The following is a 12,599-nucleotide window of genomic DNA, read 5'->3' as shown; positions in this document are numbered from 1 at the left end:
AAATATTCAATGAATCTTTGGGGTAAATATTAATATGGTGAGCAAATTGACTTTTTAAAACGAGCATAGAGCGTGGGTAATCAAACAGGCATAAATAGGGCAAAGCCATAGTTAGGCTGGTCAGACACAGGCGTGCAAAAGGCAAAATTAGGGGGGGGGGGGGGGGGGAGGGGGGGGGGGGGGGGGGGGTATATGCGCACTTTATTGCATATAAATGATGTGCTAGATGTGCTTATGCGGGCTTATCAATATGGGCGGGAGCGCAGCGGCTATGAGCTATTTTATACCAGCGCATCAAATGCGATGAGCTTGTATGAGATAGCTTATTTTTTAAAGTCGCTTTTGCGTTCAGATTCTCAAATCCAAGTAAGCCATACAGAATCTAGCAATAACTTTAGCGCGCGCATTGATATTACAAAGGCAAGAGAGCTTTTAGGCTTTAATCCTCATAGCATAGAGTGGGCATTAGAGCAGTATCTTAAAACTTAAAGGAGTAAGCATGACAAACACCAAATGCAGAGTTTGCAAAAGTCCTAACTTGCGCAATGTGTGGGAGACAAGAGGGCATTTTTTAACTAAACAGCTCTCTCCCATGCCGCTTGTAAGTCCGCTCAAATGGGATTTTGAAGTATGTGCGTGTGAGCATTGCGGCTTTATGCAGATTAAAAAGCCGCTTTCGCAAGACTTACTCTATCAAAATTATCTCTTTCCCACCTCGTGGAAAAACCACCCACACGCTAGCGCACTCCTGCATAAGCTTAGTGCGTATGTCAAAAGTGGCAATGTGCTAGAAATAGGCTGCAATGATGGCGCGTTTTTAAGCCAGCTTATGCAGTGTATGGATACGCGCATAGCAGTGGGCATTGAGCCTTCAAAAGATGTGTATGAAATGGCAAAAAATAGGGGATTAGAGGTGTTAAGCGGATTTTTTGATGAAAAAAGGGCAGCAGAGATAAAGGGCATTTATGGCGCATTTAATCTCATCTATACGCGGCATGTGTTTGAGCATATTGAGGATATGGAGTCTTTTTTGCGCGGGATTAGGCTTTTGTGCGATGTAGATTCTGTAGTGATGATAGAAGTGCCAAATTGCGCTAGTGCCATTGCTAGAGGGGATATGAGCTTTATATGGGAGGAGCATATAAATTATTTCACACCTCCCACACTTGAGTATATGCTGCTAGCTAATGGTTTTAAGATTTTAGAATCTGCGCATTATCTTTTTAGCGGAGAAAGTATGGTGTATTTTTGCACACCTTGCGAGGAAATACAGAATCTAGATATAGATTTTAGCCAAAATGTAAAAGATGCACTAGCCTTTGCCACTAAACAAAGCGCGTTTGTGAATAATCTCACACTTGCCTTGGAGGGGATTAAATCGCTCGGAGGGAGTATTTTGGCTTACGGGGGGGGGGGCATAGTATGATAGATTATATTAATTGCTATTTGAAAGATTATATAGATTTTGTCATTGATGACCAAAAGGAGAAGCAAGGATTATTTTTGCCCGGCTGCAATAAGCAGATTCTATCTTTGCAAGAAGTCTCACAAATGCATAATAAACATAAGCCCTTAGGGATTTTGCTAGGTATTTATAAGGAGAATGAACATAAAGTCATTCCTAAATGCAAAGCAGCATTTGCAGGCAGTGAGCTAGCGTATTTCCCACTTTATACGCCTTCATTTCTCAATATGGGCGATAGGGATTTGCCTAGCGGGGCATTACATAGGGAGGTGAGAATATGAGAGCTATGAAATGCGCAATATGTGGGCATATGCTTAAGATGATATATCAATGGGCGCATAATTTTAGTATGAGTTCTGAAAATGGGTTAGTTAAAGAGGGTATTACATTATATGAATGCAGTGCGTGTGGGCATTTGCAGAAATTTCCTAAACAAAGCACGCTGCATAATATTTATAGCAACTATCAAACAGATGTGCTTTTGCCAAATACAGAGCAATCTCATTTTGATACACAAAATAACCAAATAAGCCGCTCGCAAATTATTTTGGAGCATTGCGCACCTTATCTTAACTTCACACACACGCCAAAAATTTTGGATTATGGTGCAGGGGGGGGGGCATGCTATATAGTTTTATAAAAAATTTTCCCCACGCAGAGACTTATGCGTATGATGTGAGCAGGCACAATGAGCATTTATTTTGGGAGATTCCTAATTTTAGTAGATTCTGGGATAATGTGGAGGCCATAGAGGGGCGGTTTGATTGCATTACGCTCATTCATTGCTTGGAACATATTGGTGATATACGCAAAACAGCAAGCAAGCTTTATACATTGCTCAAAGATAGCGGAGTGGTGATTATTCAAGTGCCTGATGTGGCGCAAAATATGTGGGATATATTTACTTATGACCATTGCCATCATTTTAGTTTTTACACATTGTATAAATTATTTATAGATGCGGGTTTTTATGTGAGTTTGCCACATCATCAAATAGCGCGCCAAATAACGCTACTCGCTTCAAAACAGCCGCTTAAGCAAGGCATAGAGAATCCGGATATGTTTTATTTTGATTGCAAACATTTAAATGATGTGCTTGCACTTTTAGAATCTTTGCGCACAAATGGCTCAAGTGGCGGGGTTTTTGGCACGACTATTAGCACATTTGTAGCGCTTGTTTTAGGCGAGTGGGCGCAGTGCTTTTATGATGAGGATAAACGCAAAATTGGCAAAACACATCTAGGCTTGCCCATTGTATCGCCTAGTGAGGGCGATGGGTGTGAGATTGTTATGCCCTTAGGCGAAAGTCTTTATGCAAAACTTAGCGCTAAATATCCTAAACATCATTTTATAAGGGCGTTTTAATGTATGAGCAAAGAGCAAGAAGGGTGCTAATAACTGGAGCAAGCCGTGGCATTGGCAGAGGGATTGCGCTGGAGCTGCATAGGCGCGGTGATTGCGTGATTTGCGTGGCGCGCGATAGGGTGGCGTTAGAGCATTTAAAAAAGCAGTGTGAAGAGGTGAGGTGTGAGATTCTATCGCTTGATTTGACACAGCCACAAAGCCACAAGGCGCTTAATGATTACATTATAGAATCTGGCATTGATGTGGTGGTGCATAATGTAGGCGGGAGGGTGCTTAGCGATGTGCAGCCTTTGGGTTTGGAGGGATTGCTTGAAAGTGTGGCGTTTAATATGGGTATTGCTGTTAGCATTAATGAAGTGCTGCTGCCATTATTTCAAAAGCAGGGCAAAGGCAGTATATGCCATATATCCTCAATGGCAGCACTCACTGGGAATACTGCTCCGGGCTATGCAGCGGCAAAGGCTGGGCTAAATGCTTATATTAAAAGCTGTGCGAGATTTTTTGCCAAAGATAATATTTGTATTTTTGGGATAATGCCCGGCATCATCGATACTGATGTGTGGCTGCGCAAAAAGAGGGAAAATGAGGCGCATTATAAGCAGATAGAATCTATGCAGCCACTGGGGAGATTTGGCAAAGCAGAGGAGGTGGGCGCGTTTGTAGGGAGTGTTTTAGAGGGACATAATATGCTTATGAGCGGAGCTATTTTTGAACTTAGCGGCGCTGTGTAGCTTAATCTTAAAAAGGAGTAAAAATGAAGCAAGAAATGTATGAAAGAATGGTGCCAAATCAAATTTTGGACTATTATAAGGGCAGGGCAGATGAAGTGGATAAGCGCATTTATGAGCGCTGCATTAGGTATTCTAGGTGTGATGATATTGAGGATTTAAAGCTAGTGTTTCCTAAAGAGTTTCCCGCGCAGCAGTATATGGGTGCAGACCCAGTGGTGAGGAGATTTCAGCAGATGATACTAGGCATTTTGGGTGCGAAATATGTGCTAGAAATAGGGACATTTGTGGGGGCTTCTACGATGAGTATGGCGCGTAATGTAGGTGAAAATGGGCATATATGGAGCATTGAGAAATATGATAAATTTGCTTCTATCGCGCGTGAAAATTTTGCCGCAAATGGTGTGAATAATATTACTTTGCTTGAGGGCGATGCATTTGAGATTCTAAAACAGCCTATTATGCACAATAGCACATCATCAAATGTTTTAGATAGCGTGCATGGCAGTGCTATGGCAGGTGAAAATGCGCAAGCAGCTTATGCTGCGGGGGGGGGGGGGGGTAATATTTGATTTTATCTTCCTTGATGGCAATAAGGAGCATTATGCAGATTATTTTTCTATACTATGGGGACATTTGCGCGTGGGCGGTGTGCTAATGATTGATGATGGGCTATTTCAAGGAGATATTTTGAATGATAAGCCCACCACGCAGAAAGGGGAGGGGGTATTGAGATTTTTAGAATCTGTGCGGGTAAAAAGCGGGGCGTTTCCTGTTTTATTGCCTTTGAGTGTAGGCGTATGCTTGGTATGGAAGCAAAGCTAGTGAAAGATATTACATCGCGCTTGTGCGCAAAAAGGAGAGAGTATGTATAAAAAATGTAAGGATTTTGTCAAATCGGTTTTGCCAAAGCCGGTGTGGATAATTGTGAAAACTGTGGCTAAAGCAATATTGTTTTGTGTTGCAAGTTTTTATATGTGGTGTCTTAATTTGAGACAACCAACAAAAATTACAACACTCTATACAACACGCATAGGCCATCTTGCTATAAATACCGATTGTTTTATACGCATGCAAAGAGCTAAGCATTCTAATCAAAGGACAATTTTCATTGCTTCATTGCCTATCGTTAATGATTTTTTAGTTGAAAAGTGGAGCAGTATTGTGGAGGTGATAACATACAAAGATAAGCACTATTTGTTTTATGAGAGGCTGAGAAAATGTCTCGCATTTTTTGATTCTAGGTATGTGTTTGAATTACCATATTCTGGCACAGAATATGAGGTCTATCAAAATACTGAAAATGTGTTTTACTTTACCAAAGAAGAAAAGCAAGAAGGGGATAGAATCTTGCAAGAAATGGGTATAGGGCAAAATGATTGGTTTGTGTGTATTTTTGCTAGAGATAGTGCGTATTTGGATAAAACTTATGGTGAATTTGATGAAATAACGGGTGGAAAAGCTTGGGCACACCATGATTACCGCGATAGTGATATTGATAGCCTAAATCTTGCTATTGATGAGATATTAGCAAGGGGTGGGTTTGTCGTGCGATTAGGCAAGATTGTAGAAAAAGCTATGAGTTATAAGCATGCGCGAGTGATTGATTATCCCCTTACACAATGGCGCAGTGATTTTATGGATATATACTTGCAATATCGGGCAAAATTTGTCCTATCAAGCTCAACTTCTGGCGCTACTGATGTGGTGTCGTTGTTTGGCACTCATTATTGTGGTGCAAATATGCCAGCTAATTGGAATCCGCCCTATAAAAATTCAATATGGATACCAAAGACTTATTCACATAATGGCACTATGGTGAGTTTTAGGCAGTGGATTAGACTTGCAGAAGAAAAGAAGGCACACTATTTCTACGGAGGTGATTATGAGATAACTTCTACAAGTATGTTTTCAGCCGAATTCTACACCACAAATCAACTCCGCATTATAGATAACACGCCAGAGGAAATTTTAGACTTAACTAAAGAGATGTTTGAGCGATTAGATGGGAGCTTCACACAAACTGATGAGGATAAAAAATTGCAAGCATTATATGCAGAAATTAATGATACTTATCTGCCTGCACGTGCGAATAAAAATCCTATCGGGCGAGATTTTTTGCGCAAAAATAAGTGGTTTTTGGAGAACTAGGGCGTGAAAATTCTTATCTTAAAATTAGGATATTCTGAAACGCTTGACCCAGAGATTGGCAAAATTGTAAGTTTAGGCGATGTAGTGCGCTGCTCTGTAGTGTTAGAGGCATTAAAAGCAAAGTATCCACACTCTCATATTAGCTGGCTTGTGTCTCAAGAAGCCTTGCCCTTAGTGATTGAAAACCCATATATCGATAGAGTGCTTGTGTGGGACGAATTTATGCCCTTTGCACTCATGAGAGAGCATTATGATATGGTAGTAAATCTTGAAAAACTGCAAGGTATTTGCGCGCTCACGGATATGATACAAGCATGGGAAAAAGTAGGGTTTCGCTTTAATGTGCAAAGTGGCGAGTATGATACTTATATGCAAGGATTTGTGGCAAAAAATTACATCAAAGAGAAAGCAAGTGGGAGCAAAACACATGATATTTGGCAAAAAATTATTGTTGAAATGGTGGGCTGTGTGTGGCAAAATCAAGAGTATTCTCTAGGCTATAAGCCTAAACCTCAAAATCACTTTACCATAGGGCTTAATCACTTTGTGGGGAGCAAATGGCCTACAAAAGCTATGGCAAAATACAAATGGGAGGAGCTAGCCCAAAAACTGCAGGCGCGCAATATCACATACAGCTGGCAGCAGGGTATGAATAATCTCTATGAATATATGGATTGGATAGCAGGTTGTGATATTTTAGTAAGCAGCGATAGTTTGGGTGTGCATTTAGCTCTTGCGTTAAAAAAGCGTGTAGTTGTGCTTTATGGTGCGACAAGTGGAGAAGAGGTGTATTTATATAATCGTGGTATAGCCATTTATCCTAAGATTAATTATCCTTGTATTCCTTGCTATAAGCCTAAGTGTCAAATGCCAGAACATTGCATGGATTTTATCGATATTGATGAAATCATCGCCTACATTACAAGATAAGTTTATTTTTTCTGCTACAATAACAGCCTTAATCCCCTTTACAAAACTTAAACAAAACTTATGAGGTGTCTAATGTCGATATATGAAACGCTTTCTCCCTATATTTTTAAGCTTGATGCAGAAAAGGCGCATAATATAGCAGAGTGGGCGTTAAGGCATATTATTCCTCTACCTTTTGTGCAAGATTTGGCAGCGGGGCAGTATTGTGTGGTAGATGAGGCATTACATACAGAAGTGGCAGGCATGAGATTCTATAATCCTGTGGGCTTGGCGGCGGGATTTGATAAAAATGCTACGATGATAAAGGGTTTAAGCGCGCTTGGATTTGGGTTTTTAGAAATTGGCACAATCACGCAAGCCCCACAAGAAGGTAATCCAAAGCCGCGACTTTTCCGCCATATAGAAGAGAAAAGCTTGCAAAATGCTATGGGCTTTAATAATCAAGGCTCACAAACCATCATTAAGCGTCTAAGCAAGCTCTACCCCTATAGTATTCCGCTAGGCATAAATGTGGGTAAAAATAAAATCATTGCTCAAAGTGATTCGCTAAAAAATTATGAAAATGTGCTTTTAGAATCTCTAAGCGTGGGTGATTACTTTGTATTTAATCTTTCATCGCCCAATACCCCGCACCTGCGCGATTTGCAGAATGTGCATTTTGTGAAGGAGCTTTTTAGTATGGCGCGCTCACACACGCAAAAGCCGCTTTTTTTGAAAATTTCGCCCGATATGGATAGAGATGAAATGTTAAAAGTGGTAGAAATGAGCATTGATAGTGGCGTAAATGGCATCATTGCGACTAATACGACGATTGATTATAGCGTGTTAGCAAATCCGCAAGAGAGTGGGGGCATTAGCGGTGAGGCGCTAAGGGATAAATCAAAAGAGGTGCTAAAAATTTTAAGCGAGGCGTTTTTCACACGCACAATTCTTATCTCCGTTGGAGGCATTGATAGCGCGCAGGAGGCGTATGAGCGCATTAAATTAGGAGCAAGTCTTGTGCAGATTCTAAGTGGACTTATTTTTAAGGGACCTAGCTTGTGCAGGCAGATTAATGAAGGACTTTTAGAGTTGCTTAAGATTGATGGTTTTGCGCATATATCCCAAGCCATAGGGCAGGGCATTCATACAAAGCACGCTACTAAAACTAGCGCCATTAAAACTAGCAGGGCAGGCAAAAAAACCAACACAGATTCTATAACCATCACCACAAATGCTCTAAAATCTACTAAAAAAAATACCCAAACATTTAAAACGCCTTCCACTACAGAATCTAGCCCAAAATCTACTTCCCAAAAATCACGACAATCCAAAAAATCTATAAATGCAAAAAGTTCTGCTAAAAACATAGAATCTGCAAATACAGAATCTACGCCAAAAGCCCCCACAAAGGCTAGCAAAAAGAGTGTGACAAGCACCAAGCAAAGCCCAAATATTGAGCAAAATACAGAAAAAGAGTAGGATATGAAGTTTTTAATAGGAGTTTTAATGAGTATAAGTAGCATTTTTCACACGCAATCTTTAACTCCAAGCATTTTGCCTAAGCATTACACCAAAACGCTTGAAAATGGCTTGCAAATTGTAGTAGTACCCTTGCATAATAAAAGTGGTGTGATTGAAACTAATGTATTTTATAAAGTGGGCAGCCGCAATGAAGTAATGGGAAAAAGCGGCATTGCCCATATGCTTGAACACCTAAGCTTTAAATCTACAAAAAACCTTAAAGCTGGCGAGTTTGATGAGATAGTAAAAGGCTTTGGTGGCGTGAATAACGCCTCTACAAGTTTTGACTACACGCGCTATTTTATTAAATCAAGTGCAGAAAATCTTGATAAATCTTTAGAGCTTTTTGCCGAGCTTATGAGTAATCTTGCCCTAAAAGATGAGGAGTTCGCACCAGAGCGCAATGTCGTGGCAGAGGAGCGGTTGTGGCGGACAGATAATTCACCTATGGGATATTTGTATTTTCGCTTTTTTAACACAGCTTTTGTGTATCACCCATATCACTGGACGCCCATTGGCTTTATGAATGACATTCAAAGTTGGAAAATCGAGGATATTGTCGCATTTTATGAGACTTACTATCAGCCACAAAACGCCATTGTGCTTGTGAGCGGGGATATTGAGCCAAAAGTGGTATTTGAGAGTGCGACTAAATATTTTGGCGCACTTAAAAATCGTGCTAAAATCCCGGAAATGAGCGCAAAAGAGCCACCTCAAGATGGCTTAAGGCGCGCTATTATCAAAAAAGATTCTCAAGCCCAGTATGTGGCTATGGGGTATAAAATCCCAAATTTTTTACACAAAGACCAAGTGGCATTAAGCGCTATAGGCGATATTCTAAGCAATGGCAAATCAAGCCTTTTGCAAACAGAGCTTATTGATAAGCAGGAAATAGCCACAAGCGTGTATGCGTATAATATGGATATGAAAGATGAGGGCGTGTTTTTGATTGTTGCCACAGCAAAGCAAGGCGTGGAGGCAGAGGAGATTGAAAAAGCCATTTATAGAATCTTAGATAGGATTAAAGCAGGTGATATTAGCCAAGAGGAGCTTGATAGGCTAAAGATTAATACAAGAGCAGATTTTATCTATAGTCTTGAGAGCGCTTCAAGTGTGGCGGATATGTTTGGCAGCTACCTTGTGCGCGGCGATATTGCACCGCTTTTAACTTATGAGAGGGATATTAATGCCCTAAGTGTAGAAAAGCTTAAAGCAGTGGCGAATACATATTTTGTTACAGATTCTCTTAGTGTTGTCATACTCAAGGATAAGGAGAAATAATGGTTTTTGGGGCGATGAGCGCGTTAGTTACGCCTTTTTCAAATCAAAAAGTCGATTTTGTTTCGTATGAGGAGCTTATTAAGCGTCAGATTGCCTATGGAATGGACGCTTGCGTGCCTGTAGGGACAACGGGTGAATCTGCCACGCTTTCGCACAAAGAACATATGGAGTGCATTGAAGCAGCGGTGCAAATTTGTAAGGGGAGCAGTGTAAAAGTGCTAGCAGGCGCGGGCAGTAACTCCACAAGCGAGGCAAAGGAGCTAGCTATTTTTGCGCAAAAATGCGGCGCAAATGCGCTTTTGTGCGTTACGCCATATTATAATAAACCTACACAAGAGGGGTTATTTGAGCATTATAAGGCAGTGGCAAATGCTGTTGAAATCCCTGTTATGCTCTATAATGTGCCTTCTCGCACGGGGGTTAGTATTGAGATAGAAACAGCAAAGCGTTTGTATGAGGCGTGTCCAAATATTTATGCGATTAAAGAGGCTGCTGGGCTTATGGATAGGGTAGTGGCTTTTGGCGCGGAAGTGCCGCATTTAGCACTTTTTAGCGGTGAAGATGCTATCAATTACCCTATTTTGGCAAATAATGGCAAGGGCGTTATTTCTGTAACGGGCAACCTCCTCCCTCAAGAAATTGCAGATTTAACCCACCACGCGCTTAAGGGCGATATGCAAAAAAGTTATGAGATTAATACAAAGTTGTATGAAATAAATAAAGTCTTATTCTGCGAGAGTAATCCTGTGCCTATAAAAGCGGCAATGTTTTTAAAAGGATTATTAAAAAACTTGGAATATCGCCTGCCACTCGTGCCTCCCTCTAAGGAAAATATGGCTAAAATACAAGAAATCTTAGAAAAATACGAGGTGAAACAATGAAAAACGCTCAAGATTCTACAACGGATTTTATGAAAGGGAAAACGCTTGTAATCAGCGGAGCTACGCGCGGCATTGGCAAAGCCATTTTGTATAAATTTGCTCAAAATGGCGTAAATGTGGCTTTTACATATAATAAAAATGAGCAAGAGGCTGCCAAAATAGCGCAAGATGTGGAGGAAAAATATGGCATTAAGGCTAGATTCTATCCGCTTAATGTCCTTGAGCCAGAGCAATACATTGAGTTATTTAAAAAAATCGATGAGGATTTTTCACGCGTGGATTTTTTCATATCTAATGCCATTATTTATGGTAAATCTGTGGCGGGGGGATTTGCGCCATTTATGCGGCTTAAACCGCGCGGATTAAATAATATTTATACAGCTACAGTGCTTGCTTTTGTCGTAGGCGCGCAAGAAGCGGCAAAGCGTATGAAAGAGCTTGGCGGAGGTGCGATAGTATCTTTAAGCTCAACTGGAAATTTAGTGTATATGCCAAATTATGCAGGGCATGGCAATGCTAAAAATGCGGTGGAAACTATGGTGAAATACGCCGCTACCGAGCTTGGAGAGTGGAGGATAAGGGTAAATGCTGTAAGTGGGGGACCCATTGATACAGACGCGCTTAAGGCTTTTCCTGATTACGCGCAGGTAAAGGCAAAAGTAGAAGAAGAATCACCCCTTAATCGTATGGGAACGCCCCAAGATTTAGCAGGTGCGGCATTTTTTCTCTGTGATGAGACACAGAGCGCGTGGCTCACAGGACAAACTATTGTAATTGATGGTGGCACGACTTTCAAGTAAGTTTTGCGATGATTTTTTATTCATTACAGAATCTAGCTTATAAATTGATGAGGCATATTCGCCTCATATGCTTTGAAACTCCCTACATAGCGCTTTCTTGGCGTGATAGTAGGACTTTTCTACCTTTCATAAAATGGCTTTTTATCTCTTTTGTATTTGCTTTTGTGTGTATGGCGCCTTTTTATGCGCAGTGGGCTTTGCAAGTATGCGGCATTCTTACTCCTCCTTTATTTTTAACGTCTTTGCTTGGCTTATTAAGCTTTGCAAGTGTGCTTCTTACGCCTAAAAATCGCCGATTTAGCGTGGGGTTTTTTATTGGCGTGTTGTGGTTTTACTGGATTGGTTTGGGACTTAGATATTTTGATATGAGCTTTTTAATCCCGCTAGTAACGATACTTGTAGGGCTTGTGGTGGGCGTGATATTTTATGTGGGATTATGGTGTGAATGCCTGCTGTGGCGACTTATTTTTTTATTGTTATTAAGCTATGTAAAGCCTTTAGGATTTGACTGGATAGTGCTTGAGAGCGTGTTTGCATACAGCTATATGGGTGTGGATAAGCTAAGTGTGGCATTTATTATCGTTGGCTTATGGCTTATATGCAAATACGAGCGATGGTGGCGGTTACTAGGGGTAGCTTGTCTCATTTTTGCCATTGATTTTGGCGCGTTTAAGCATAAAGATACAGATTCTATAACCACATTGCGCATTAAACTCATTCAAAGCGATGTTAAGCAGGATTTTGCTTGGCGTATGCAGAGTATGGGCAGTATTTTTGATAAGCATATTAGTCATATTCGGCAGGCTATTGGTGAGGGCTATGATGTGGTGGTGCTGCCAGAGAGTAGCTTTTATGCGCCACTAGATAGAATCTATACACAAGATAGCACTTATTTTGCGCTTTTGCGCGAGTTGAGTAGGCATATTGCCATTGTTACAGGCGCGTTGCGTGTGGAAATGGGCGAGGAGGGTATGTTGTATTTTAATACCACCTATAAGTTTGAAAATACTGAAGTAGCTTTCTATGATAAAGTGCTGCTTGTGCCTTTTGGGGAGTATCTGCCCGCATTTTTGCTGCCTGTAGTGAATATATTTTTTGAGGGCATTGGGGGATTTAGCGCAGGCAAGGATTTTGGGTATTTTGACATTAAGGGTGCAAGGTTTAAAAACGCTATTTGTTATGAGGGGACGAATAAAGGATTTTATGCAGACTATCCTCAATATGTGATTGTAACGAGCAATAATGCGTGGTTTGTGCCAAGCCTTGAGCCTATTTTGCAGCAAAATCTTATGAAATATTATGCGCGCTTGTATGGAAGCGTGATTTTCCATGCGACAAATTTATCGCCACAAGCGCTCATCACACCTTGATACCTAGCTTGAGCCAATTTATAGAATCTAGAATCTTGAAACTTTAAGTGGAGTTTAAGTTTCGGTCAGCAGATAAAAATTTGGAGCGGATTGTAATCTACAAAACATAAAATTTGGTTTAATCC

15 protein-coding genes are annotated in these 12,599 nt (G+C 40.7%); all 15 read left to right on the top strand.

Annotated features, from left to right (window positions below; all coding sequences use genetic code 11):
* Positions 1-132: 132 nt before the first annotated feature.
* The 15 genes from LS71_RS09060 (at position 133) to LS71_RS08995 (ending at position 12,474) form a co-directional block, all read left to right on the top strand.
* Entirely contained in the window at positions 133-489 is a 357-nt protein-coding gene (locus tag LS71_RS09060; protein ID WP_138109929.1) for an NAD-dependent epimerase/dehydratase family protein, read from the top strand.
* Between the two features lie 10 nt (positions 490-499).
* Positions 500-1,426 (top strand): class I SAM-dependent methyltransferase, encoded by a 927-nt coding sequence (locus LS71_RS09055; protein ID WP_138109928.1) that lies wholly within the window; start codon positions 500-502, stop codon positions 1,424-1,426.
* Positions 1,423-1,746 carry a hypothetical protein gene (locus tag LS71_RS09050; protein ID WP_138109927.1) on the top strand — a complete coding sequence of 108 codons (324 nt, stop codon included), beginning with the start codon at positions 1,423-1,425 and terminating at the stop codon, positions 1,744-1,746. The genes LS71_RS09055 and LS71_RS09050 overlap by 4 nt, the downstream gene beginning before the upstream one ends.
* Positions 1,743-2,105, top strand: a complete 363-nt coding sequence (locus LS71_RS09045; RefSeq protein WP_052058228.1) for a hypothetical protein — start codon at positions 1,743-1,745, stop codon at positions 2,103-2,105. Before LS71_RS09050 ends, LS71_RS09045 begins: the two co-directional genes overlap by 4 nt.
* Entirely contained in the window at positions 2,087-2,830 is a 744-nt protein-coding gene (locus tag LS71_RS09040; RefSeq protein ID WP_052058226.1) for a class I SAM-dependent methyltransferase, read from the top strand. The genes LS71_RS09045 and LS71_RS09040 overlap by 19 nt, the downstream gene beginning before the upstream one ends.
* On the top strand, positions 2,830-3,561 hold the full coding sequence (locus LS71_RS09035; protein WP_034356956.1) for an SDR family NAD(P)-dependent oxidoreductase: 732 nt from the start codon (positions 2,830-2,832) through the stop codon (positions 3,559-3,561). Before LS71_RS09040 ends, LS71_RS09035 begins: the two co-directional genes overlap by 1 nt.
* A 23-nt stretch (positions 3,562-3,584) precedes the next feature.
* The gene (locus LS71_RS09840) at positions 3,585-4,130 is read left to right on the top strand and encodes an O-methyltransferase (protein ID WP_275051001.1); all 546 of its coding nucleotides are present in this window, start codon (positions 3,585-3,587) and stop codon (positions 4,128-4,130) included.
* Positions 4,084-4,383 carry an O-methyltransferase gene (locus tag LS71_RS09835; RefSeq protein WP_275051000.1) on the top strand — a complete coding sequence of 100 codons (300 nt, stop codon included), beginning with the start codon at positions 4,084-4,086 and terminating at the stop codon, positions 4,381-4,383. Before LS71_RS09840 ends, LS71_RS09835 begins: the two co-directional genes overlap by 47 nt.
* A gap of 339 nt (positions 4,384-4,722) precedes the next feature.
* Positions 4,723-5,709: a TIGR04372 family glycosyltransferase gene (locus LS71_RS09025; protein WP_238700400.1), complete on the top strand. Its 987-nt coding sequence runs from the start codon at positions 4,723-4,725 to the stop codon at positions 5,707-5,709.
* A gap of 3 nt (positions 5,710-5,712) precedes the next feature.
* Entirely contained in the window at positions 5,713-6,639 is a 927-nt protein-coding gene (locus tag LS71_RS09020; RefSeq protein WP_034356620.1) for a glycosyltransferase family 9 protein, read from the top strand.
* 72 nt (positions 6,640-6,711) lie between these two features.
* A complete protein-coding gene (locus LS71_RS09015) occupies positions 6,712-8,100 on the top strand; it encodes a quinone-dependent dihydroorotate dehydrogenase (protein WP_034356623.1) in 1,389 nt (462 codons plus the stop codon).
* Positions 8,101-8,127: 27 nt separating this feature from the next.
* Positions 8,128-9,423: a M16 family metallopeptidase gene (locus LS71_RS09010; protein WP_238700399.1), complete on the top strand. Its 1,296-nt coding sequence runs from the start codon at positions 8,128-8,130 to the stop codon at positions 9,421-9,423.
* Positions 9,423-10,304: a 4-hydroxy-tetrahydrodipicolinate synthase gene (gene dapA, locus LS71_RS09005; RefSeq protein WP_034356626.1), complete on the top strand. Its 882-nt coding sequence runs from the start codon at positions 9,423-9,425 to the stop codon at positions 10,302-10,304. The genes LS71_RS09010 and dapA overlap by 1 nt, the downstream gene beginning before the upstream one ends.
* A 29-nt stretch (positions 10,305-10,333) precedes the next feature.
* Positions 10,334-11,104: an enoyl-ACP reductase gene (locus LS71_RS09000; protein WP_034356632.1), complete on the top strand. Its 771-nt coding sequence runs from the start codon at positions 10,334-10,336 to the stop codon at positions 11,102-11,104.
* An 8-nt stretch (positions 11,105-11,112) separates the two neighbouring features.
* On the top strand, positions 11,113-12,474 hold the full coding sequence (locus LS71_RS08995) for an apolipoprotein N-acyltransferase (protein WP_238700397.1): 1,362 nt from the start codon (positions 11,113-11,115) through the stop codon (positions 12,472-12,474).
* Positions 12,475-12,599 lie beyond the last annotated feature (125 nt).

This window comes from Helicobacter jaachi (assembly GCF_000763135.2).
Classification (GTDB): domain Bacteria; phylum Campylobacterota; class Campylobacteria; order Campylobacterales; family Helicobacteraceae; genus Helicobacter_C; species Helicobacter_C jaachi.
The sequence above is the reverse complement of the archived record's forward strand: the minus strand, read 5'-3'. Positions and strand labels throughout refer to the sequence as shown.